Genomic DNA, 22,641 nt, shown 5'->3' with positions numbered 1-22,641 from the left:
GTCGGACGAAAGAAATGCGAGTTTGGGCGGTTAATTTTCGATTTCTTACCGTGGAACGCTGTTTTTCAGGAAAAAAATGAAAAAAAAACTGAAACACTCTTGCATATTTCACAATTCTTTGCTAAAATATATGTAACGAGCGAGAACTCGTCTTTCTAATTATTGGCGTTTCAAGGACGGGTTCGAGATCTGAAATAACATCTAAAGGAGATAAAAGGAAATGAAGAAAAGTCGTGGGTTTACCCTGATCGAACTCCTCGTCGTGATCGCGATCATCGCGATTCTGGCGGGCATGCTGCTGCCGGCTCTGAACCAGGCGCGCGAACGCGCCCGCCGTATTGCCTGCACCAGCAATCTGAAGCAGATCGGTCTGGCCCTTGCGCAGTATGCGGGCGATTTCGACAGCCGTCTTCCCGAGAAGGGAAATCCCAAGGGGAATACTGGGGATAATGGTTTTGAAGAGCTGCGCGCGTCCGGCGTTCTGACCGATTATGCCGTGTTCCTCTGCCCGTCTTCGACCACCAGCGCCCAGACCGGCACTGCCAAGCTCAACAGCGATACGATTGACTACGCCTACAGCCCGAACATGATGCTCGGCGACTCGGCCAAGTTCGGCCGTTCCGACTCCGGCGTCGCGGCCGACATGGCTGATAACGGCAGCGGCAGCACCAAGCGTAACGGCAATTCGCCGAACCACTCCGATTACGGCAACATCCTGTTCCTCGGCGGCAACGTCAATGGTTTCAGCACCGTCAAGTGGTATTCCAATGCCAATCGTGGTTACACCATCTCCATTGAGCCGAATGGCACGTGGGATGGCGCTACCAAGTAATTTTGTGATTCGCTCGTAATGAAAAGGGCGGGGTGTGCAACCCTGCCCTTTTTTGTGATTTCTGAGTGGTGGCGGAAGAATGACCCGATTGAAAGCTGAATCTCTGCCGGGCTGGAGCGCGGTGTTGCTGCTGTCGGCGCTGCTGCTGCAGTTTCCGCTTGCCTGGTGGAAGACGGCGGCGGTGACGGTGCCGCTCTTCGGCGAGGTTGCCGGAGTGGATTTTTCTGTCCTTGCATTGCTGGGGCTCGGGCCGGTGCTCTGTTTTCTGCCGACCCTGCTGCGCATGGGCGGCAGGGATCTCCTGTTCCGGCTTTTCCTGCTTCTGGCCGGAATCGGTATGGTGGTGCTCCTGCTCCAGCAGGTTTCTTTCGGCTGGAATTCCGGCCATTTTCTGAACGGTCTTTTTTATTTTGTCTTTCCGCTGGCGGGTCTGGTGCTGGCGCGGGAGATCCGGCGGCGGCTTCCCTGTTTTCTGCTGGTTCTGTTTCTGGCCTCCGCAGCGATCTCCCTGCGCGAACTGGCCGCCGGTTTACCGGCAACCGGTCTTGCGGGCAACTGGAACTGGAACTGGACTCTTCTGGTGATCTCCATCCCGTCGCTCGCGTTTTTTCTGCCGGCGCGTTTTCGCCTGGCCGTTGGTTTTCTGCTGGCTTTCGGACTTGCGGGGGGACAGTTCCTGCTGATTCCGCACTACGCTTCCCGCGGGACGCTGTTCAGCACGTTTTGCGCCGCGGTTCTGCTCGGCGGGGCGGCTCTGCTTCACCGGCATCGGCAATGGCGGATGCCGGTTGCCGTCGCGACGGTTCTCACGGCGGCGGTTCTGGGCTGTACGGTTTATCTCAGCTTGCGTTCGGGGTATCCGGCCGACCGGCTGCCGCAGGAAAACCGGCTGATGGTCTGGCAGGGAGCGATCGCTCTTGGCGAAGAACGTCTGCTGCTGGGAGTGGGACCTTCCCGGTTCGAGGGGGAGATCGCCCCTTATTTGCCGGTTTCCTATTTCGATTCGGATTTCGCGGCGGACCGGCATCCGCATCCGCATAACGAACTGCTTTTTTACTGGTGCGGCTTCGGGCTGTTCGGGATTGTCTGGGGCATTCTGACCCTTGCCGCCGGTTTCCGGGGAATGATCCGCCGCCGCCGGGGAGACGAACTGATTCTGCCGGTCGCCTGGTGCTGGGCTGTGCTGCTGCTGCACGGGCAGCTTGATGTGCTGCTGGCCACACCGCTGGCCGGCGGTCTTTTTGCACTGCTGACCGGGGTGTTGCTGGCGGTTGGCGTCAGGCGGGTCCGGGCCGTGCCTCCAGCCTGGAGCCGCTTTGCTCCGGCCGCGCTTCTGTGGGGAGGGGCGCTGGTTCTGTTCGGGGTGAATTTTGCCGGCGGATGGTATTGCCGCAGCGGAAAGCTCGCTCTGCTGGACGGGGACCCGGCGACGGCCCGGCGCGATCTGGAGCGCAGCGTGGAGATCCGGCCGACTGCGGAAAATCTGTATACGCTGTCGGGCGTGGAGCTTTTCGATTTTCAGGACCCGCGCCCGGCGGCGGCGACGCTTGCCGGAATTCCGGCGGAGTGCCGGCTCTCCTCCTATTCGCACAGCTTCGGGAGAATGGCGCGGGCATTGGCGGCCTCCGGGCAGCCGGAAGCCGCTCTGCCGTATTTCGAAGCGGAGCAGAAAAATTTTCCGCGCAGCGCGGTGAATCTCCGGCTCTGGCAGAGCGTGCTTGAACATCTGGGGCGCCGGGAAGAGGCCGGGCGCCTCGAAGAGCGCTGGCTTGAGCTGATGACCCGGAAAGGGCTGCGTCCGGAGGAGTTTCCGTATCTGCTCCGGAACCAGATATTGGATGACAGCCCGCTTGAACTGCGGACGTTTCTGGAGGAATTGCGGAAATGACTCTGAACGAATTGATTGCAGCCATGCAGGGCGCATGGTATGAGCCGGCGGCGGCGTTTCTGATTCTGCTGCTTGCCGCTTACGGGATCGGCTGCCTGCTGCTGGAGAAGCTTGGATGCCGGAAGGATGCGCATCCGGGGAGCGGGCTTCTTGCACTGGTCGCCGGACTCGATCTGCTGGCGGTCGTTTTCCGGCTGGGGGATTATGCCGTCATTCATCTTCCGGCCGGAGTTCTGTACGGGGCTGCGGCTGTTCCGGCCGTTTACGGCACCTGCCGCCTGGCGCGGAGAGCGGCTGGCTTCGGCCGGGAGGAGTGGGTCCTCTGGGGAGGCGTGCTGATTCTGGCCGGGATCACCGCCGCTCCGGCCTTCGTCCCGCCGTTTTCGTGGGATGAGCAGTCCTATCAGGTCGCATTGATGTACCGGTATCTGGAGCAGGGGTCCACGGCGGTGGTTGCGGACAACCCTTATTCGGCTTTGTCGTCGATGCCGCACTTCCTGATGCTCTGGGGCGTCCGGCTCGGCGGAGTGAATTTTCCGCGGCTGCTGGTGCTGGGCTGCTGCCTGATTGCGGTTCCGTGGATTTATCTGCTTTTGCTCCGCTTCGGCCGGAAGACGGCGCTGGTCCTCACCGCCGCGTTTCTGCTCTCCCCGCTGACCGGCGGCATGTGGCGCGAGGTTTACCTGGAGCCGTTCATCCTGCTGAATCTGCTGGCCGGGGCGCAGGCGGTCCGCGTGTTTCGCGGCCGGCTGCTGCCGCTGGCGCTGCTGACCGGTTTCTTTGCCGGCATGGCGGCGGCGGTGAAGCTGACCGGAGGCGCGGCCTCTCTCGCGCTGCTCTGCCTCTTCTTCTGCGTTCTGGCGTTCGACCGGGTGCCGCGCAGGCGGGCCGGTTTCGCCTTTGCCTGGTTTGCGGCGGCGGGATTGGCGGCGGCGGTTCCGTTTTACCTGCGGCCGCTGCTGGCGACCGGGAATCCGTTCTATCCGTTCGGGGCGGCATATATCGACCCGGCCGCTCCGGCCGCCGCCGTGGAGGTCTACCATTCTCTGCTGGGAACCAGCCGGTTCGGGCTGGCCGGCATCGGGAGTTTCTTCTCCTCGTGGATTATTGTCGCTTACCGGAGGGAGATTTATGACGGTTATGTGCTCGGCTGGCAATTCCCGGTGATGCTGGCAATCGGCGCGTTCGCCTGGTATTGGGCGGCGCGGCGTTTCCGCCGGAAGGGACTGGCGTTTCTCTGGGCGGCGGCCGGGGGCGTTCTCTTTTACCTGTACTGGTGCGTGAGTTCGCAGCAGGCGCGTTTTATCCTGCCGCTTTTCTTTCCGGTCCTGTTTCTGGCGGCCTCCGGTCTGGCCTGGCTGCCGGTGCGGTGGCGCAATGCGGCCCTGGCCGTCATTGCGGCGGCGACGCTTCTGTCGTTTCAGCCCGAGGTCTGGAAAAATTTCTATTACGCCTGGCGCTCCATGCCGGTCGCCCGGCAGGCGCCCGCCGACTTTCTGCGTTTTGCGGACCGGGAAAAGGAGTATGCGAATCTGCTCGACTATATCGGCCGCACGCTTCCGGAGGAGGCGAAGGTCATGCTGGTGTTCGACCGCCGGGGACTTTACATGCCGCGCCGCTGCGTGCTGGGCACCCCGTTCTTCCAGGAGGCGTTTTTCACGCCGGTTCCGGGATCGCCGGAAGAGGCGTACGGCGAGCTTGTGCGGGGCGGAGTCGATTACATCGTGATTCTGGTCGGCGGCGAATCTCCGCGCAACCCGGACCCGATTTCGGATTTCGACCGGGAGAACGAGCAGTTGACGCTGCATTTTCTCGAGCTCCTGAAAAGAGAAAAGCTTCTTTTCGTGCCGGTTCCGGGGAGCGGCCGCTACCGGCTGTTGAAAGTCGTGCGTTGAAGGTGTATATTACCCGCGATTTATCAACGATTTCAATCTGGAACAATCATGGATGAGAACAATCTTGCGGTGCGGCGGGAGCTCCTGAAGAGCGCCCGTCAGGTGGTGGTCAAGGCCGGAACGCGGCTGTTGACGAGTCAGGAGGCGATTGCCGAGCTGGTTTCCGGCATCGACGTTCTGCGGCGGGCGGGCAAACGGGTTCTGCTCGTGACCTCCGGCGCGGTCGGCATGGGGATGCGGGCCCTTGAGCTCAAGAGGCGTCCGAAGGAGCTGGCGCAGGTACAGGCGCTGGCGGCCATCGGCCAGAGCCGACTGATGGCGATCTATGACGCGGAGTGCCGCAAGCGAGGCTTCAAAACCGCGCAGCTGCTGCTGACGGCCGCCGATCTGCGGAACCGCGAGCGTTATTTGAATGTGATGAACTGCGTGAATGCGATCTGGGATGCCGGCGTATTGCCGATCGTGAATGAAAACGACTCGGTGTCGGTCAGCGAGCTGAAGTTCGGCGACAACGACACGCTGGCCGGCATGCTCGCCTCGATTACCGATTCCCGGCTGACGGTGATCCTGACCACCGAGCAGGGGTTGCGCGAACGCAATGAGGACGGCACGCTCGGGAAGCGGATTTCGGTGGTGAAGGAGCTTTCCGAATCGGTCCGTGCGATGGCCGGAGGCACCGACAATTCGGAGTTTTCGATCGGCGGGATGAGTTCGAAGCTGCACGCCGCCGAGATTGTGACCGCCGCGGGCGAGTATCTCTGGATCGCGGACGGCCGCGAGAAGGGGGCGCTCGAAAAGGTTCTGGCCGGGGAGGACATCGGCACGGTATTTCTGCCGCGGGCCCGCCGGATTCCGGGCCGCAAGCGCTGGATCAGTTTTTTCAGCCGGGTTTCCGGCTCTCTGCTGGTCGATGAGGGGGCGGCGAAGGCGGTCCGGGAGCAGGGGCGCAGTCTGCTGCCTTCGGGGGTGAAGTTTGTGTCGGGTGCGTTCAAGCGCGGGGACACGGTCGAGATTTCCGGTCCGGACGGCGTTCCGTTCGCGCGCGGGCTGGTCAACTTCGATGCGGCCGACTGCCTGCAGATCTGCGGCCGGGGGTCGGCGCAGGTCCACACGATTCTGGGGCCGAATGTGGATGAGGAAGTGATTCACCGCGACAACCTGACCTTGAATATCCCATGAAAATCCATATCAAAACTTACGGCTGCCAGATGAACGAGCGCGACTCCGAAGCGCTGGCCGGAATGCTGACCGAAGCCGGTCACGTGATGGTCGATTCGGAGGAGGCGGCGGATGTGCTGCTCTTCAACACCTGCAGCGTCCGCGAGCAGGCCGAACGCAAGGCGAAGGGCAAAATCGGTTATATGCGGAAGCTCAAGGCGCGAAAACCGGAGCTGGTGATCGGCGCGCTCGGCTGCATGGCGCAGCGGCTCGGGAACGAACTGCTGAACGAGCTGCCGCACCTTGATTTCGTGCTCGGCACCGGGCAGCTTCACACGCTTGTGCCGCTGATCGAGTCGATCCGTGCCGACCGGCGGCAGGTTGCGTCGATCACGGAATCGGCGGATGTGCTGACCGGGATGGGCAGTCATTACCGGCCGGAAGGGGACGGGATGAATTTCAAGGCTCAGATTGCGATCACGCGCGGCTGCAACCGCTTCTGCAGTTACTGCATTGTGCCGTATGTGCGGGGCCGGGAGATCAGCCGGGAGCCGGCGGATGTGGTTGCCGAGGCGCGCGAACTGGTTGCGGGCGGCGCGAAGGAGATCATGCTGCTCGGGCAGAATGTGGCGGCTTACGGGTGGGGCGGGAACGTGAATCCTCCGCCGGCGGGAGTTTCGCCGTTCGCGGAGCTGCTGGAAGAGCTCGACCGGATTCCGGGCCTGCTGAGGATTCGCTTCACTTCGCCGTATCCGACCTATTTCAACGACCGGCTGATTGCGGCGATTGCGCAAAGCCGGACGGTCTGTCACAATATTCACCTGCCGCTGCAATCCGGTTCGGACCGCATTCTGGCGGCGATGAACCGGCAGTATACGGCGGACGGCTACCGGGCGGTGGCCGCCGCGCTGCGGACGGCCATGCCGGATGTGACGTTTTCGACCGATGTGATCGTCGGTTTCCCGGGGGAGAGCGATGAGGATTTCCGCCTGACCCGGGAGCTGATGAATGAGATCGGGTTCGACAACAGCTTCATCTTCAAGTATTCGCCGCGTCCCGGGGCGAAGTCGGCGGCGCAGGAGGATTCGGTGCCGCAGGAGGTGAAGGAGGAGCGCAATGCGCTGCTGCTCGCCGATTTGAAGACGCGGGTCGAAGCGGCGTTGCGGCGGCAGGTCGGTTCGGTGCAGGAGGTGCTGGTGGAAGGGACGAGCCCGCGCAATCCGGAGCGTTGGAGCGGACGCACCGGGACGAATCGGGTGATCCATTTTCTGCCGGAGCCGGATTTGGAGGCGGGGACGCTGCGAAGGGTGAAAATCACGCGTGCCGGAAGCGTTTCGCTCTTCGGCGAGCTGGTGCAGGAGTAAGAGCTTATCCCTGAATAAGCTCTAAGGCGGCGAAGTTCACAAACCGAATCGGCGATTCGGATGGAATTCCCGGCCGGCCTGTTGCATGAACGTGCATAAGGATCGTGTTTTCGGAAGGGAACGCGCCATGCGGCGGATCTTCCTGGGGCTGTTGCGCTTTTCCGGGCAGACTCCGCGGAAGGCTTTCGCCCCTCTGGAATTCCTTCCGAAGCTCCAGGAAACCGGTCATGCAGGCGTTTCCTTTGCGGCAGTCGGCGTTGATGATATGCAATGTTTTTTGCAAAACACTTGCATCAATCGAGAAGAGAGATAAGATTGACCGCGGAGTCACGTCATTATCTGCAAATACCTGAACATCGTCTGCCCAGGAGATTTGATGATGAACGATAACAATACCGGTCCCGGAATCGCCGGAGAACCCGAACCGGCTGTACCGCCCGAGGCAGAACAGACGTCCGTTTCCCTGCCGTCGTTCATCGCGCCGTTTCCGCCGGTTCGCCCGCCCGCGGCTTTCGCGCATTACCGCCTTCCCGAAGGAAAAGACTCCGGCGCCTCTTTCGGGAAAATCTGGAAGCTGCTGCCTTCGGGCAATCCGTTCCGCCTTTTTCTTGCCTGGCTGCGCGACCTGCCGCGGCGCGGTGCGGCAGTGATTTTCCGGCGCCTGCTTTTCTTCGCCGTCGCTTTTCTGATCAGTCTCGGAAAAGCCGGGATTCTGCAGAGGCAGGTGCGGCGCAGGGGGGGACCGTTCGTCCGGTTCTTCCGCCTGCCGGAGGAGAAACGGCCTTGAAAGAGCGGGAACTTCAGAAGTATTTGCGCAAGTGCCGGTTGCTGCCGGTCGAACCCGGTCCGGTCGTTGCCGGATTCCGTTGCGCCGCGGTGATTCCGGCCTGCGACGAGCTGGAGGAGATCGGCAACACGCTGGCGTCGCTCGCGCCCGGCGCGGATGATATGGTGCTTCTTGTCGTGAATCATCCGGCCGACGCGCCGTCGCGGGTCAAGGCGGCATCGGGAGAACTGCTCCGGCTGCTGGCGTCCGGCGCGTTTTCCTGCCGCAACCTCTTCTGGATCGACGCCCCGGATCTGACCGGCGGCGTCGGCGAAGCGCGCAAGCTCGGCATGGACGCCGTCATCGCTTCGTGCCATGCGGAACAGGCGGAGCGCGTGATTCTGGCCTCTCTCGATGCGGATACGGTTGCGGAACCGGACTACTTTGATGCTGTCCGGGGCTGCTTTGAACGGAATCCTGCGGCATCGGCGCTGTCGATTCCGTTTTCGCACCGTCCCGGCGCGACGCCGGAGGAGGAACGGGCGATCCGCAGCTATGAGGCGTATCTGGAACGCTATGTCGACCGCCTGCGCCGGGCCGGTTCGCCGTATGCGTTCCTGACGGTCGGTTCGGCGTTTGCAGTGCGGGCGGCAGCCTATGTGCGCGCCGGCGGCATGCGGGTCCGCAAGGGGGGCGAGGATTTCTATTTCCTGCAGGCCGCCGCCAAAACCGGCCGGGTCGTCACAGGGGACCGGGTGCTGGTTCACCCGTCGCCGCGCCCGTCGGACCGGGTCCCGTTCGGAACCGGTCCGGCGGTGCGGAAGCTGATGGCCGGGGAGGCGCCCGCAGAAATTTCCGACGCCGCGTTTGCTTTTCTCGGCCGGCTGCTGGCCCGCGCTGCCGGTCCCGGCGGGCTTGAAGAGGCGGAACTCTTTCTGGACCAGATTGATTCATGTTCCGCCGACTTCCTGCGTCAGGAGGGTTTCCTGCTCATCTGGCCGAAGGTGCTGGCCAATACGCCGGATCGCCGTGACGCCCGTCTGGCCGCGTTTCACGGCTGGTTCGACGGGCTCAAGACGCTGCGCTATCTGCACCGGATCGACCGATTTTGCGGAAACGGAATTCCATCCGTTGCCGGAAAGAAGCGTATTTGAGGAGGGCCCCCGGCTTTGATGGGGAAAAATCTTCCGGGCGGCTGGTAATTTGCGGTAAACTCCTGTATATTTTAGGGAAGAGTTTTTTGCAATTCCACCAGTTACGGAGGAGTCATGTTTCATACCAGGGACATCGTCACCGCGATCGAAATCGGCACATCGAAGATCAATGTGCTGGTCGGTGAAGCCGGGCCGGACGGGCGCGTAAATGTGGTCGGGCGCGGTTCCGCCCCTTCCGCCGGTTCGGTGGTCAAGGGCGAGATTGAGGATATGGACCTCGCCTTCGAGCAGCTCGGCAACGCCATCGCGGATGCCGAGAGCGCTTCGGACGGGCTGCTGAACAGCACGAAGGTCGTGGTTGTCGCGGTGACCGGCTGCCGGATGGAGGCGTTTCAGGGCATCGGCTCGGTGGTGGTCAGGAATGACGAACACAAGGTGACCAACAAGGAGCGGATCGAGGCGCATGAAAACGCGCGGGTGCTCCACCTCGCCACCGGGCGCGAGATCATCAACAGCTCCGAATCCTATTTTACGATCGATGAGCGCCGGATTCGCAATCCGCTGAACCACACCGCGAGCAAGCTCGAGGCGTATGTCCATGTGGTGCATGCCGATGCGGCCCGGCTTGAGAATTTCCGCTCGATCGTTCGCGACTCCGGATTCGAGGAGGCGGCGATCGAAGTTGCTTTTTCGCCGCTGGCCGACGATTTCGGCATCCTCTCCGACGAGGAGCGGGAGCACGGCGTGCTGCTCGTCGACCTCGGCGCCGGAACTACCGAATTCGTGGTCGAATACAACTCCGGCGTGCAGGCTTCCGGCGTGCTTCAGATCGGTTTCGATCATGTCTGCAATGACCTTTCGCTCGGACTCGATTTGCACATCGACGTCTGCCGCAAGCTGATCGAGGAGAAGACGCTGCAGCGCGCCATGCAGGAGCGCCGCGAATATATGGAGTTTCCGAGTTCGACCGGCCGGGGGCGGAAGATTCCGCTGCCGTCGTTCGAAGTCATCATCGATGCTCGGCTGCGCGAGATTTTCGAGATCATCCGGTCGATGGCGGCGGCGCAGGGAGCGCTCGGCAGCCTCGACGCGGGCGGCGTCCTGACCGGGGGCGGCGCATTGTTCGAACGGACGGCGCCGATTTTCCGCGAGGTGTTCGACATGTCGTGCCGGATCGGGCAGCCGTTCGAGGCGGGCGGTGCTCTGACCGGGCTTGATACGCCGCGCTGCAGCACGATCTGGGGCGCGCTGAAAATCGCAGGGTATTACAACGAACTGAACGCGGGACAGAGCGGCCGCGGCATGGTCGGCAGCCTGATCGATGTGGTGGACGGCGTGCTGAACAAGACCCGGATGGGGTGGCAGAATTTCAAAGGCGCATTGCGGGGCTGAAACTATGGAACAGAAGAAAATCACCGTACTCGGAATCGGCGGAACCGGCTGCCGGATCGTCGGCATCCTGCGGGAGAATCCGCTTTCGGCTCCTTTGCGCCTCCTCGCCATAGACAGCGATTCCGCCGGTCTCGAGCGGTCGGGACTGCCGGAGGAGGCGCGGCTGCTGGCCGGAGCGCGCTGGCGTGCCGGCCGCGGCTGCGGCGGCAGCGTGCTCGACGGTCAGCGTGTCGTTGCGCATGAACGCAGCCGGATCGAAAAGCTGCTTGAGGGCGTGCCGTTTCTTCTGGTCATCGGCGGACTCGGCGGCGGAACCGCTTCCGGCGGAATGCCGGTCGTGCTCTCCGTCGCGCGCAAACTGGAGATCCCGACGCTGTTTTTCGTCTCGCTGCCGTTTACGCTTGAGGGACACAGCAAGCGGAAGATCGCCGAAGATACGGTGAAGGAGGAGCTGCTCGGCCTGGCCGACGCGGTGATCTGTCTGCCGAATGATCTGCTGTTTTCGGTGCTGGAGTCGACGACGCCGCTGTCGAATGCGTTCAAGCTGGCCGATCAGGAGTTGTCTCGGACGGTGCTGGCGCTGACCATGGTGCTGCTGCACGGAAATCTGCTGGCGGCCGATTTCGGCAATTTCATCACGCTCCTGCGCCGGAAAAAGAGCTTCTGCAGCATCGGTGTCGGCGTGGCGTCGGGCGAGATCGACGGAGAAAACCGCGGCGAGGCTGCGATGGAACGGCTGCTGCACTCTCCGCTGCTCGGCGGGGCGGATAAGCTCGGCGAAGCGGATGCGGTCATCTTCACGCTGCTCGGCGGCCCGGAGCTGTCGCTTGGCGAGACGAAGCAGCTGCTGGAGCTCGCCGGACGTCAGGTGAAGCCGGAGACGCGGCTGATCGTCGGCGCCGCGACCGGCGAGGAGTGGGCGGGCAAGCTCATGCTCTCCGCCGTGACGGTCAGGTTCGATGCGGAGAGCGAGGCGAGCGAGCTCCTGCGCAGCAGCTCCGAGCGGGCGCCGAAGCGCACCCGGAGCGCCGCCGCGCATGCGGCCGATGCGGATCAGTTGATCCTGCCGCTGGAACCGATCTCCAAAGGCGTGATGGAGCGCGGGCCGCAGGTGAAATGGGGGAATGACGATCTCGATGTCCCGACCTTCAAGAGGCGCAACATCACGATCGATAACGGAAAACGCGGGGTGGAACAGTGAGTGATCTGAAGCGTGCTCTTTCGAGGGCGAATCTGGGGCAGGCGGCGCTTCTGGCGGTTCCGTGGATCGTGCTTCAGCTGGGCGGATTCTGGGCGTTGTCCGATCCGCGTGCCGGCGCCGCCGGCGCCGCCGGAGTCGGCGCGATTGCAATGTTTGCGTTTCTGGCGCTGGCGGTCTGGTTCCGCTGGAGCCATGTGCAGCTGGCGAACATCGTGCAGAATCTGACGGATGCCGATGCCGAATACTACGGATTCTTTTCGTTTTTTCGGCTCTGGGGGGATCAGCTCGAGTTCATCCGGAGGCGGAACCCGGGCTATCTGAATGCGCTGCGGCTGAATTACATCGCATTGCCGCTGGCCTTCCTGGCCTGCGTGATGAATTTCTGGACCGCCGCGCTGCTGATGGTTCTGATCTGGCTGCTGACCGGGATGCTGGTCCGTTCGGCCGTGGTCCGCGTGGTGTCTCCGCAGGACTCCCTGGTTCCGTGGGCGATCCGCTGCAAAGTGATTCTGCTGCTGGTGCTTGCGATCGCCGCCTGGGGGGTCGTGCGATATGAAGCTTCACGTGCGGAGCGGATGTGCGATGCGAAGCTGGCGCAGTTGGAGACCGCGTCCGAGCCGGTGTCGGCGGCGGATCTGGCGAAGCGCTACCGGCTGAACGGGCAGAACGGAGCGGAACTGGTCGCTGCATGGAAGATGATTCCGGCGATTCCCGACGCTTTGGCGAGGCTGGCGGCCCCGGTGTGGATTGAGAACGTGCCGCCCGACGCCTATGTCGAAATGGAGAAATTCGTATTCAACCAGGACGCTCCCATGCGGAAGCTCACGGAGCTTGAACGCATTCCGACGGCCCGGCTCGGCTGTGATCTGGCAAAAGGGTTCGAAGGAGTCGGCGACACGCAGGAGCTGATCATGCGTTACCGGCAGCTTGAATGGCTGGAGCTGCTGCGGCTCCTCTCCGCCGCGAGTATCGGCAACGACCGGCAGGTCGGGGAAAGCTGGACCGGCTGGGGAAATCTCCGCCGTCAGCTGAGCGCGGAGCCCGCATTGATTTACAGCATGGTCGTCATGGGGATGGAGTCCCGCCGTCTTGATGCGCTTGAGCGGGTGGTCAATGAGTTCGGCATTCATTCGGATCGCGAGATGCGGCTGCTTGACGCCGACCTGGCTGCCTCGGAGAAAGAGCTGGCGGCGAATCTCGAGCAGGGGTTGCGCGGGGAGGTGGCGCTCTCCCTGATTTCAGGGCTCGACCCGATGGTCGAGTGGAGCCGTGCATCCGGCCGGTTCTCCGGGGTGAGCCGGTTGTTTCCGGCGTTCCAGTGGGCGCGGTTCCGCTGCAAGTTCTGGTATCTGGAGGGGATGGAGCGGTTCCGGAACGCGGTTTCGGAGCCGCAGCGGCTGGAGGCTGCTGCGGCGTGGCTCCGGGTGTTGCCGTTCGGCGCGGAGCCGGTCGTCAGCGTCCTTTCGGAGGTGAATGGCGAAATGGACAGGTATGTGGCCCTGCTGAGGAAGGTGCGCTCGGCGCGGGTCGCGCTTGCGCTGGACCGCAGCCGGAAAGCGCGGGGCGGCTTCCCGGAGACGCTCGCGGATGTGTCCGGCCTCTCCGCCGAGCTGCTGGCGGACCCTGCCGGCGGTCCGCTGGCGTACTCTGCGGACGGGTTTGAAGTGGAAGCCGTCGATTCCGCCGCCGGAAGCAGCCGGATGCAGAAGTTCGACGGAGCCGAAATCGGCGGCCGGAACGGATTCCGGCTCCGGAAATGAGGCTGATAGACGGTCTGAAATCAATCGAATGACGGATTTTTTCAAAAAAAATGTTTTTTCGATTTGCAAATGCAGTCAAATGGAATATATTAGGAAATGTGATTGGCACAGCTAAGATGAATGTGCCGATTGCAGCAGTTGATTGTGCTCGGGTGGCGGAATTGGCAGACGCGTATGGTTGAGGTCCATATGGAGCAATCCTTGGGGGTTCAAGTCCCCCCTCGAGTACCATTTTTCAACAGGTTCTGAACGGATCCGGATGCAGAGATATGAGCCGGCGTGGGGAAAGACATGCCGGTCTCTTTGTCGGAAGCGGGCAGATTTGGAATAGGGTAGTGCCCACATAGCTCAGTCGGTAGAGCACATCCTTGGTAAGGATGAGGTCAGCGGTTCAAGTCCGCTTGTGGGCTCCATTTTGTATCCAGCAGTTGTAGAAAAAGATTTTTCAGTGGAAAAACTCTAAACCTTTTCAGGAGGGAAAAATGGCTAAGGAAAAATTCGAAAGAACCAAGCCTCACGTCAACATCGGCACGATCGGCCACGTCGACCACGGCAAGACCACTCTGACCGCCGCGATCACCATGGTGCTGAACAAGAAGTTCGGCGGTGAAGTCCGTAAATATGACGAGATCGACAACGCCCCGGAAGAAAAAGAGCGCGGCATCACGATCAATACCTCCCATGTCGAGTATCAGACCGAGAAGCGTCACTACGCTCACGTTGACTGCCCGGGTCACGCTGACTATGTCAAGAACATGATCACCGGCGCGGCTCAGATGGACGGTGCGATTCTCGTGATCGCGGCGACCGACGGCCCGATGGCGCAGACCCGCGAGCACGTGCTGCTCGCCCGTCAGGTCGGTGTGCCGGCGATCGTCGTCTTCATGAACAAGGTCGACCAGCTTGACGACCCGGAACTGCTCGAGCTTGTCGAGATGGAAATCCGCGAGCTGCTCTCGAGCTACGACTTCCCGGGCGACGACACCCCGATCATCAAGGGTTCCGCTCTGAAGGCTGTTGAGGCCGAAGGCGATCTGAACAATCCGGCCTGCAACTGCATTCTCGAGCTCATGGATGCTGTCGACAGCTTCATTCCGGAGCCGCAGCGTGATGTTGACCAGCCGTTCCTGATGCCGATCGAAGACGTGTTCTCGATCGAAGGTCGCGGCACTGTGGTTACCGGCCGTATCGAGCGCGGCATCATCAAGCTCAATGACGAAGTTGAAATCATCGGCATCAAGCCGACCGTCAAGACCACCGTCACCGGTATCGAAATGTTCCGCAAGCTGCTCGACCAGGGTCAGGCCGGCGACAATGTCGGCTGCCTGCTCCGCGGCACCAAGAAGGAAGATGTCGAGCGCGGTCAGGTTCTGGCCAAGCCGGGCAGCGTGACCCCGCACACGAAGTTCAAGGGCGAGATCTACGTGCTGTCCAAGGAAGAAGGCGGCCGTCATACTCCGTTCTTCAACAACTACCGTCCGCAGTTCTACTTCCGTACGACCGACGTGACCGGTACGATCACCCTGAACGAAGGCACCGAAATGGTCATGCCGGGTGACAATACCTCCATCACGGTTGAGCTGATCGCTCCGATCGCCATGGAAAAGGGTCTGCGTTTCGCGATCCGTGAAGGCGGCCGCACGGTTGCCTCCGGCCGGGTTTCCGAAATCATCGAGTAATTTCGGCATCCGATATCTGCCCGGGCCGTCGGTTAACGGCGGCTCGGGAGTTTCATGTAACACGTAGGTAAAGTTATGCGTGAATTGGTTATTCTGGAATGCACGGAGTGCAAGCGTCGCAACTACACGACGAAGAAAGAGAAGCGCAATACGCCCGAGCGCCTGGAAAAGAAAAAATACTGCAAATTCGAGCGTAAGCATACGGTCCACAAAGAGACCCGCTAAGCAGGGATGGCTTTTACAGTCAGGAGAGTAGCTCAGTTGGCTAGAGCGGCGGTCTCCAAAACCGCAGGTCGTGAGTTCGAGCCTCACCTCTCCTGCCATTTTTTGTGAAACAGTCGAGAACCAGGGAAGTGAAGATGGAAAACGGTAAGAAGCGCACCGGTGCAGCCGCCGGGTTCGATATGGTTACAGGCAAAATCCGGCGCTTTATTTCGGAAACGATGGCCGAACTGGGCCGTTGCACCTGGCCGAACCGTCAACAGCTTTTTGAATCAACCGTGCTGGTCGTGGTGAATATTGCGATTCTGGCGTGCTTTGTGGCTGCGGTTGACTGGGTGGCTGCATGGGTGATCCGCGTGATCACGGTCGGAAAGTTTTAGGAAGAGAGCAAGATGAACGATTCAGTTGATACCGAACGCGACAATCGGGGCCAGTGGTTTGTGATTCATACCCTGTCCGGGCATGAGAACAAGGTTCGCGATACGATTTTGCGCCAGCTTCAGAACGGCGATCAGGTTCCGGTCTACGAAGCGTTCATTCCGACGGAAAAGGTTACGGAAGTTCGTCAGGGGAAGAAGACGACGATGACGCGCAAGCTCTTCCCCGGTTATATCTGGGTCCGGATGGATCTTTATGACGATCTGGGCATGGTTGATGAAAAGGCGTGGTATTTTGTGCGTAGCGTGCAGGGGGTTCTGGGTTTTCTCGGCGGCGCGAACAAGCCGACTCCGCTTTCGGATGCGGAAGTCGAGGATCTGCTGCGCCCGGTCCAGACCGGCGAGACTCTGGCCGCCCGGCCGAAGGTCGAATTTGAAATTGGTGAAATGGTTCGCATCAAAGACGGTGCGTTTGAGAATTTCGAGGGTGCGATTCAGGAAATCGACAACGAACGCGGCAAGCTGAAGCTGATGGTTTCGATTTTCGGTCGTTCCACTCCGGTCGAATTGGAGTTCTGGCAGGTCGAGCGCACCGTTTGACGGTGACTCGAACTTTTGTAACATGTCGTATGATTCACTGGTGGCGGGATACCTGCCGGTCCGGACCACCTTTTGAATCGGAAAAGGAAAAGTAATCATGGCAAAGAAGATTACAGGCTTGATCCGGTTGCAGATTCCGGCAGGCGCCGCTACGCCGGCGCCGCCGATCGGCCCCGCCCTCGGGCAGGCCGGCTGTAACATCATGGACTTCTGTAAGCAGTTCAATGCCGCCACTCAAGCTCAGAGCGGAATGGTTATTCCTGTCGTGATCACGGTCTATCAGGACCGGTCGTTCACGTTCATCTGCAAGTCGCCCCCGGCGGCCGTCCTCGTGAAGAAGGCGGCGGGAGTGGCTTCCGCGGCGAAGAAGCCGGGCTTTGAAAAGGCCGGCAAGATCACGCGTGCGCAGATCCGTGAAATCGTTCAGATCAAGAAGAATGACATCAACGCCCGTAGCGAGGAAGCGGCAATGCGCATCATCGAAGGAACCGCGCGCAGCATGGGAATTGAGGTGGTCGATGCGTAGAAGTAAGCTTTACAAGAAGCAGGTTGAGGTCGAAGGTTTCGATCCCCAGCAGCGCTATGGTGTGGCTGAGGCGATTGCGCTTCTGAAGAAGTTCCCGGGCGTCAAGTTTGATCAGACCGCTGAAGTCGCGTTCAAGCTCGGCGTCGATCCCCGGAAGTCCGATCAGACGGTCCGCGGTGCGGTTGCGCTCCCGGCCGGTACCGGCAAGAGTGTCCGCGTTGCCGTCGTCGCCGACGGCGCCGCAGCGGCGGAAGCCAAAGAGGCCGGTGCGGATTTTGTCGGGTTTGAGGACGTGGTTGAGAAGATCAAGGGCGGCTGGCAGGATTTCGATATCCTCATTGCGACGCCGGATGCGATGCGTCTCGTGCGTCCCCTCGGCCGTCAGCTTGGTCCGCGCGGCCTGATGCCGAACCCGAAGACCGGTACGGTTACCGATCAGGTCGGCAATGCGGTCCGCGAGGCGAAAGCCGGTCGTGCGGAATTCCGTGCCGACCGTGGCGCCTGTGTCCATGTTCCGTTCGGCAAATTGTCTTTCGACGAAAATGCGCTCAAGAGCAACTTTGACGTGATCGTCGATGCGCTCGTGAAGGCCAAGCCGCAGACCGCCAAGGGTGCCTATATCCTCTCCTGCACGATCACGGCGACGATGTCGCCCGGCGTCAAGATCAATACGAAAGAGTTGGGGAGAGGTAAGGAATGAGAAACGAAAAGCAGTTTCTGGTCAAGGAGATCAGTGAAAAGATCGGTTCCGCCGATTATGTCTACTTCGTCTCGTTCGCCGGCCTCAAGGTCAAAGAGCTGGAAGATCTGCGCAAGCAGCTGGCCGCTCAGTCCGCCTGCTGCCACGTGTTGAAGAACACGCTGATCAAGAAGGCTTGCGAGCTCTTGAACATCAACGGCGCGGATTCCATCGATTTCACCCAGGGCACCGCGATGGTGTTCGGCAAGGGTGACTGCAGCGCGGTGGCCAAGCTGTTGCTCGAATTCGGCAAGAAGAACGACAAGCTGGCGGCCAAAGGCGGCTATATGGAGGGTGAAGTCCTTTCCAGCGCCCAGGTCGGCAGTCTGGCCGAGCTGCCCTCGAAGCCTGTGCTTCAGGCGATGCTGCTCGGTGTGCTGCAGGCTCCGTCCCGGAACCTGGTCAGCGTTCTCAATGCCAAAGCGGCGAGCATCCTGAATGTGCTCAACGCCTACAAAGACAAAGTTGAAAATAAGTAAGCCAACGAACAATAATGGAGGCATTTAACATGTCGGAAGAAAACAAGATGGAAGAGTTCGTCTCGTATGTCGAGAATATGACCGTTCTGGAGCTTTCCAAGCTGGTCAAGACTCTGGAAGAGCGTCTCGGCGTGAGCGCTGCGGCTCCGGTCGCGGTTGCCGCCGCGGCTCCGGCTGCCGCTGCCGCTGCCGCCGAAGAAGAGAAGACCGAGTTTGACGTGATCCTCGCCGGTTTCGATGCCGCGAAGAAGATCGGCGTCATCAAGGTCGTCCGCGAACTCACCGGTCTCGGTCTCAAGGAGGCCAAGGATCTTGTCGAAGCCGCTCCGAAGCCGCTCAAGGAAGCGATTGCCAAGGACGAGGCCGAGAAGATCAAGAAGCAGCTCGAAGAAGCTGGCGCCAAGGTCGAAGTCAAGTAACTTTGCCTGGTTTTTCACGGCGGGGACGGATTTTTCGTCTCCTGCCGTTTTTCCGTCTCCGGACCGCAGGGTCCGCTTTCCGGTGGGACATGGTTTGATGTGGTCTTTTGTTGAAGCGGTTCCGCCACTGATTCGAGCCGGTGGATTTTTCGGCTCGCATCTTCTTTGAATTTCTGAAAAAAATCGAATATTTCCGAACTGCCGGTATGGTTTTTTCCCGGCAGGTCGGATTCTTTGTGTTTTGGCTATGGCGTTTTTCAGCAGGTTTGTGCTCAGACGGCCGGAACCGGCGGGCACCGGTTCCGAAAATCTTCTGAATTTTACAGATATTTTTTATTTTCACCTATAAAACAACAGGCAGGGTATGGCAAAAAGAATTAATTTTGGGAAACTCCGGGATGTTCTGGATGTGCCGGATCTGATCGGTCTCCAGGTGGATTCCTACCGCGACTTTCTGCAGCGGGACGTTCCGCCGGCCGAGCGGAAGAATCAGGGGCTCCAGGAGGTTTTTAACGAAATTTTCCCGATCGAGAGCTTCGACAAGCAGATGTCGCTCGAATTCGTCTCCTACGAGATCGGCAATGCCAGCGAGCTCAAGGGCGATGTCGTGGACTGCATCAAGGACGGCAAGATCTACGATGCTCCGCTCTATGTCGATTTTCTGCTGAAGGTCAACGGCGCCGAGATTCCCGAACGCGTCTATATGGGCGATATTCCGATCATGACCGAGCAGGGCACGTTCATCATCAACGGAGCCGAGCGCGTGATCATCAGCCAGCTGCACCGTTCCCCGGGCATCTGCTTCGAAAAGACCCGGCATACGTCGGGGCGGACGCTTTATTCGTACCGGATCATTCCGGACCGCGGCTCGTGGATGGATGTGCAGTTCGACATCAACGACTTCATTTTCATCTACCTCGACCGTCGCCGCCGCCGCAGGAAGTTCTACATCACGACCTTCCTGCGCGCGATCGGCTATCCGACCAACCGCGATATCCTGTCGGAGTGCTACGAGGTCAGGAAGTACACGGTTTCGCAGCTGCTGAAGCAGAAGGATCTCTCCGGCTTCTACACGATCGACGACATCACCAGCGATGACGACATCGTGGTGATCGATGAGCTCGTACAGCTGACTGAAAACCACCTGAAGCAGCTGATCGATGCCGGGATCAAGGAGGTCGAGCTCGCTTATGTCGCCGACGGCGACAACTACCTGATCGGCTGCATGCGCAAGGACCAGGTCCGCAACGAGGAGGACGCGCTGAAGGAGATCTACCGCCGCATGCGTCCGGGCGACCCGACCAACATCAACAATGCGAAGCTGCTGATCAAGCGGCTCTTCTTCGACAACCGCCGTTACGACCTCGGCGCGGTCGGCCGTTACAAACTGAACGAGCGGCTCAAGCAGGATATTCCGCTGACCCAGCGCGTGCTCGACCCGAAGGACCTGATGGCGGCGACGAAGATGCTGATCAAGCTGCGTCACTCCGGCGGCCAGGTCGATGATATCGACCACCTCGGCGCCCGTCGTGTCCGCACGGTCGGCGAACTGCTTCAGAACCAGTGCCGGGCCGGCCTGCTGCGTACCGAGCGCCTGATCCGCGAGCGCATGACGTTTGACGAGCAGAATGTGACGCCGTCGAAGCTGATCAACCCGAAGGCGTTCGCCGGCGTGATCCGCGACTTCTTCGCGCGCAGCCAGCTCTCTCAGTTCATGGATCAGACCAACCCGCTGTCGGAGCTGACCAACAAGCGCCGTCTCTCCGCACTGGGGCCGGGCGGTCTTTCGCGCGACCGCGCCGGTTTCGAAGTCCGCGACGTGCATCCGAGCCATTACGGCCGCATCTGCCCGATCGAGACGCCGGAAGGCCCGAACATCGGTCTGATCTCCTCGATGTCGCTTTATGCGGTCATCGACGAATACGGCTTCCTCGAAACCCCGTACCGCAAGGTGGTGGACGGGCAGGTCACCGACCAGATCGACTACCTGACCGCCGACAAGGAGGAGCAGTACGTCATCGCGCAGGCCAACGCCCCGCTCGATGAGAACGGCCGTTTTGTCCGTCCGACGGTCATGAGCCGCTACAAGAGCGAAAACGAGGAGCATCCGCGCGAAGAGGTTCAGTATATGGACGTTTCGCCGAAACAGCTCGTCAGCGCCGCGGCCGGCATCATCCCGTTCCTTGAGCACGATGACGCGAACCGCGCGCTGATGGGGTCGAACATGCAGCGCCAGGCGGTTCCGCTGCTGATGCCGGATTCACCGCTGGTCGGGACCGGCCTTGAGGCGCGCATTGCCCGCGACTCCCGCGCGGTGGTGGCGGCGAAGGCCGACGGCATCGTCGCCGAGGTGGTCAGCGATCACATCGTCGTGACGCCGGACGGCAATCTGCCGGCCGCCGATGCGCCGAAGGATTCGTACCAGTATTACCGGCTTTACAAATATCTGCGCAGCAACGCAGGCACCTGCGTGAACCAGCGGCCGATCTGCTTCCGCGGACAGGCCGTCAAGAAGGGCGACATCCTCGCCGACGGTGCGGCCACGCAGGACGGGGAGCTCGCGCTCGGCCGGAACGTGCTGGTCGCCTACATGCCGTGGTGCGGTTACAACTTCGAGGACGCGATCATCGTTTCGGAACGTCTCGTCAAGGAGGACGTCTACACCAGCGTCCATGTCGACGAGTTCGAGATCACCAGCCGGGAGACCAAGCTCGGCCCGGAAGAGATTACCCGCGACATTCCGAACGTCAGCGAGGATGCGCTGCGCAACCTCGACAGCCGCGGCGTCGTTTACGAGGGCGCCGAAGTGGTACCGGGCGATATCCTGGTCGGCAAGATCACGCCGAAAAGCGAAACCGAGCTGGCGCCGGAAGAGCGTCTGCTCCGGGCGATTTTCGGAGAGAAGGCGGCCGACGTGAAGGATTCGAGCCTGACCGTGTCGAGCGGCAAGGGCGGCATCGTCATGGACATCCGCACCGAGTACGCCAAGGACCCGGCCCGCTCTTCGATGACCCGGACCGAGGCGAAGCGTCAGGAGAAGATGATCAAGAACGATTACCGCGACATCTACAACGGCCTGATCGACGACCTGACCGCCCGGCTTTCGGACGTGATGCTCGGCGTGAAGCTGCCGTATCCGATCTTCGATATGTCGCCGGCCCGCGAAAATGCGGTGCTGATCAGCTCGAACCGGAAGGTCACCAAGAGTTCGATCCAGAAGCTTGCCGCGCATTACGACTGCTGGGGCATGGAGGACTGCGAGCTCAAGAAGACGCTGACCGGAATCATCGACACGTTTATTCCGCAGTTCGAGGAGAACGAGGAAAAGCGCCGCCGGCTCGGCGACAATATGGAGTATGCGGACGCCGAGTCCGGCGTCATCAAGCGCGTCAAGGTCTACGTCGGCTGCAAACGCAAGCTGCAGGTCGGCGACAAGATGGCCGGCCGTCACGGCAACAAGGGTATCGTGTCGCGGATCGTTCCGGTCGAGGACATGCCGTTCCTCGAGGACGGCACGCCGGTCGACATCATCCTGAACCCGCTCGGTGTGCCGAGCCGCATGAACATCGGCCAGGTGCTCGAGACGCACCTCGGCTGGGCGGCCAAGATGCTCGGCATCAAGGTGGCGACGCCGGTCTTCGACGGTATTCCGGAAGAGAAGATCGTAGAGCTCATGAAGGAGGGCAACGACGCCTTCACCGCGAAGGAGGGGCAGGATTATCACTGGGGCTTCCGCAAGGACGAAGCCGGCAAGTGGGTCTACGACGGCAAGGCCGATGTCTATGACGGCCGTACCGGCGACAAGTTCGATCAGCGTGTGACCGTCGGGCATGTGTACATGCTGAAACTCGACCACCTGGTTGCGAATAAGATCCACGCCCGTGCGGTCGGTCCGTATTCGCTGGTCACGCAGCAGCCGCTCGGCGGCAAGGCGCAGCACGGCGGCCAGCGGTTCGGGGAAATGGAAGTGTGGGCGCTCGAAGCTTACGGCGCGGCCCACAACCTGCAGGAGATGCTGACGGTGAAGTCGGATGACGTCGCCGGACGCGCCCGGATCTACGAGTCGATCGTGAAGGGCCAGAACGTTCTGGAGGCCGGCCGGCCGGAGTCCTTCAACGTGCTGCTGAAGGAGATGCAGAGCCTCGGGCTCGACATCCGTACCGTGAAGAAGACGGGCGAACATTAATTCG

General features: G+C 61.0%; 19 protein-coding genes and 3 tRNA genes. All 22 read left to right on the top strand.

Annotated elements, in window-relative coordinates; translation table 11 throughout:
• Nucleotides 1–220: 220 nt before the first annotated feature.
• The gene (locus FYJ85_RS23660) at nt 221–832 is read left to right on the top strand and encodes a DUF1559 family PulG-like putative transporter (RefSeq protein WP_154418126.1); all 612 of its coding nucleotides are present in this window, start codon (nt 221–223) and stop codon (nt 830–832) included.
• 88 nt (nt 833–920) lie between these two features.
• Nucleotides 921–2,720: an O-antigen ligase family protein gene (locus FYJ85_RS09480; RefSeq protein WP_154418124.1), complete on the top strand. Its 1,800-nt coding sequence runs from the start codon at nt 921–923 to the stop codon at nt 2,718–2,720.
• On the top strand, nt 2,717–4,615 hold the full coding sequence (locus FYJ85_RS09475) for a hypothetical protein (protein ID WP_154418122.1): 1,899 nt from the start codon (nt 2,717–2,719) through the stop codon (nt 4,613–4,615). The genes FYJ85_RS09480 and FYJ85_RS09475 overlap by 4 nt, the downstream gene beginning before the upstream one ends.
• Before the next feature lie 48 nt (nt 4,616–4,663).
• Nucleotides 4,664–5,794: a glutamate 5-kinase gene (gene proB, locus FYJ85_RS09470; RefSeq protein ID WP_154418120.1), complete on the top strand. Its 1,131-nt coding sequence runs from the start codon at nt 4,664–4,666 to the stop codon at nt 5,792–5,794.
• Complete coding sequence (miaB, locus tag FYJ85_RS09465; RefSeq protein WP_106054159.1) at nt 5,791–7,137, top strand: tRNA (N6-isopentenyl adenosine(37)-C2)-methylthiotransferase MiaB; 1,347 nt, start codon at nt 5,791–5,793, stop codon at nt 7,135–7,137. The genes proB and miaB overlap by 4 nt, the downstream gene beginning before the upstream one ends.
• Before the next feature lie 376 nt (nt 7,138–7,513).
• Nucleotides 7,514–7,924, top strand: coding sequence for a hypothetical protein (locus tag FYJ85_RS09460; protein WP_154418118.1), 411 nt, complete (start codon nt 7,514–7,516; stop codon nt 7,922–7,924).
• Nucleotides 7,921–9,057 (top strand): glycosyltransferase family 2 protein, encoded by a 1,137-nt coding sequence (locus tag FYJ85_RS09455; RefSeq protein WP_154418117.1) that lies wholly within the window; start codon nt 7,921–7,923, stop codon nt 9,055–9,057. The genes FYJ85_RS09460 and FYJ85_RS09455 overlap by 4 nt, the downstream gene beginning before the upstream one ends.
• A 114-nt stretch (nt 9,058–9,171) precedes the next feature.
• Nucleotides 9,172–10,449, top strand: a complete 1,278-nt coding sequence (ftsA, locus tag FYJ85_RS09450) for a cell division protein FtsA (protein ID WP_154418116.1) — start codon at nt 9,172–9,174, stop codon at nt 10,447–10,449.
• Between the two features lie 4 nt (nt 10,450–10,453).
• Nucleotides 10,454–11,650, top strand: coding sequence for a cell division protein FtsZ (locus FYJ85_RS09445; protein WP_154418115.1), 1,197 nt, complete (start codon nt 10,454–10,456; stop codon nt 11,648–11,650).
• The gene (locus FYJ85_RS09440; protein WP_154418114.1) at nt 11,647–13,410 is read left to right on the top strand and encodes a hypothetical protein; all 1,764 of its coding nucleotides are present in this window, start codon (nt 11,647–11,649) and stop codon (nt 13,408–13,410) included. Before FYJ85_RS09445 ends, FYJ85_RS09440 begins: the two co-directional genes overlap by 4 nt.
• A gap of 146 nt (nt 13,411–13,556) precedes the next feature.
• Nucleotides 13,557–13,641 (top strand) — tRNA-Leu (locus FYJ85_RS09435).
• Nucleotides 13,642–13,747: 106 nt separating this feature from the next.
• Nucleotides 13,748–13,823: transfer RNA gene (locus FYJ85_RS09430), tRNA-Thr, on the top strand.
• Nucleotides 13,824–13,892: 69 nt separating this feature from the next.
• A complete protein-coding gene (tuf, locus tag FYJ85_RS09425; RefSeq protein ID WP_106054165.1) occupies nt 13,893–15,089 on the top strand; it encodes an elongation factor Tu in 1,197 nt (398 codons plus the stop codon).
• 75 nt (nt 15,090–15,164) lie between these two features.
• Nucleotides 15,165–15,314: a 50S ribosomal protein L33 gene (gene rpmG, locus FYJ85_RS09420; protein ID WP_106054166.1), complete on the top strand. Its 150-nt coding sequence runs from the start codon at nt 15,165–15,167 to the stop codon at nt 15,312–15,314.
• 21 nt (nt 15,315–15,335) lie between these two features.
• Nucleotides 15,336–15,412: transfer RNA gene (locus FYJ85_RS09415), tRNA-Trp, on the top strand.
• Nucleotides 15,413–15,448: 36 nt separating this feature from the next.
• Nucleotides 15,449–15,691 carry a preprotein translocase subunit SecE gene (gene secE, locus FYJ85_RS09410; protein ID WP_206213073.1) on the top strand — a complete coding sequence of 81 codons (243 nt, stop codon included), beginning with the start codon at nt 15,449–15,451 and terminating at the stop codon, nt 15,689–15,691.
• A 12-nt stretch (nt 15,692–15,703) separates the two neighbouring features.
• On the top strand, nt 15,704–16,288 hold the full coding sequence (gene nusG / locus FYJ85_RS09405) for a transcription termination/antitermination protein NusG (protein ID WP_106054167.1): 585 nt from the start codon (nt 15,704–15,706) through the stop codon (nt 16,286–16,288).
• A gap of 97 nt (nt 16,289–16,385) precedes the next feature.
• Nucleotides 16,386–16,814 carry a 50S ribosomal protein L11 gene (gene rplK / locus FYJ85_RS09400; protein WP_106054168.1) on the top strand — a complete coding sequence of 143 codons (429 nt, stop codon included), beginning with the start codon at nt 16,386–16,388 and terminating at the stop codon, nt 16,812–16,814.
• Nucleotides 16,807–17,514 carry a 50S ribosomal protein L1 gene (rplA, locus tag FYJ85_RS09395; protein ID WP_154418113.1) on the top strand — a complete coding sequence of 236 codons (708 nt, stop codon included), beginning with the start codon at nt 16,807–16,809 and terminating at the stop codon, nt 17,512–17,514. Before rplK ends, rplA begins: the two co-directional genes overlap by 8 nt.
• Nucleotides 17,511–18,032: a 50S ribosomal protein L10 gene (gene rplJ / locus FYJ85_RS09390; RefSeq protein WP_106054170.1), complete on the top strand. Its 522-nt coding sequence runs from the start codon at nt 17,511–17,513 to the stop codon at nt 18,030–18,032. Before rplA ends, rplJ begins: the two co-directional genes overlap by 4 nt.
• A gap of 29 nt (nt 18,033–18,061) precedes the next feature.
• Nucleotides 18,062–18,451 (top strand): 50S ribosomal protein L7/L12, encoded by a 390-nt coding sequence (gene rplL, locus FYJ85_RS09385; protein WP_106054171.1) that lies wholly within the window; start codon nt 18,062–18,064, stop codon nt 18,449–18,451.
• Nucleotides 18,452–18,815: 364 nt separating this feature from the next.
• The gene (gene rpoB / locus FYJ85_RS09380) at nt 18,816–22,637 is read left to right on the top strand and encodes a DNA-directed RNA polymerase subunit beta (RefSeq protein ID WP_106054172.1); all 3,822 of its coding nucleotides are present in this window, start codon (nt 18,816–18,818) and stop codon (nt 22,635–22,637) included.
• Nucleotides 22,638–22,641: the final 4 nt, after the last annotated feature.

The sequence above is a fragment of the Victivallis lenta genome (assembly GCF_009695545.1).
Lineage (GTDB): Bacteria > Verrucomicrobiota > Lentisphaeria > Victivallales > Victivallaceae > Victivallis > Victivallis lenta.
This window is presented reverse-complemented; position numbering and strand designations above follow the sequence as displayed.

What these genes read in the sequence shown, in the direction of transcription:
- FYJ85_RS23660 (WP_154418126.1), top strand. Translation starts at nt 221, where the DNA reads ATGAAGAAAAGTCGTGGGTTTACCCTGATCGAACTCCTCGTCGTGATC.
- FYJ85_RS09475 (WP_154418122.1), top strand. Translation starts at nt 2,717, where the DNA reads ATGACTCTGAACGAATTGATTGCAGCCATGCAGGGCGCATGGTATGAG.
- proB (WP_154418120.1), top strand. Translation starts at nt 4,664, where the DNA reads ATGGATGAGAACAATCTTGCGGTGCGGCGGGAGCTCCTGAAGAGCGCC.
- miaB (WP_106054159.1), top strand. Translation starts at nt 5,791, where the DNA reads ATGAAAATCCATATCAAAACTTACGGCTGCCAGATGAACGAGCGCGAC.
- FYJ85_RS09460 (WP_154418118.1), top strand. Translation starts at nt 7,514, where the DNA reads ATGATGAACGATAACAATACCGGTCCCGGAATCGCCGGAGAACCCGAA.
- ftsA (WP_154418116.1), top strand. Translation starts at nt 9,172, where the DNA reads ATGTTTCATACCAGGGACATCGTCACCGCGATCGAAATCGGCACATCG.
- FYJ85_RS09445 (WP_154418115.1), top strand. Translation starts at nt 10,454, where the DNA reads ATGGAACAGAAGAAAATCACCGTACTCGGAATCGGCGGAACCGGCTGC.
- tuf (WP_106054165.1), top strand. Translation starts at nt 13,893, where the DNA reads ATGGCTAAGGAAAAATTCGAAAGAACCAAGCCTCACGTCAACATCGGC.
- rpmG (WP_106054166.1), top strand. Translation starts at nt 15,165, where the DNA reads ATGCGTGAATTGGTTATTCTGGAATGCACGGAGTGCAAGCGTCGCAAC.
- secE (WP_206213073.1), top strand. Translation starts at nt 15,449, where the DNA reads ATGGAAAACGGTAAGAAGCGCACCGGTGCAGCCGCCGGGTTCGATATG.
- nusG (WP_106054167.1), top strand. Translation starts at nt 15,704, where the DNA reads ATGAACGATTCAGTTGATACCGAACGCGACAATCGGGGCCAGTGGTTT.
- rplK (WP_106054168.1), top strand. Translation starts at nt 16,386, where the DNA reads ATGGCAAAGAAGATTACAGGCTTGATCCGGTTGCAGATTCCGGCAGGC.
- rplA (WP_154418113.1), top strand. Translation starts at nt 16,807, where the DNA reads ATGCGTAGAAGTAAGCTTTACAAGAAGCAGGTTGAGGTCGAAGGTTTC.
- rplJ (WP_106054170.1), top strand. Translation starts at nt 17,511, where the DNA reads ATGAGAAACGAAAAGCAGTTTCTGGTCAAGGAGATCAGTGAAAAGATC.
- rplL (WP_106054171.1), top strand. Translation starts at nt 18,062, where the DNA reads ATGTCGGAAGAAAACAAGATGGAAGAGTTCGTCTCGTATGTCGAGAAT.
- rpoB (WP_106054172.1), top strand. Translation starts at nt 18,816, where the DNA reads ATGGCAAAAAGAATTAATTTTGGGAAACTCCGGGATGTTCTGGATGTG.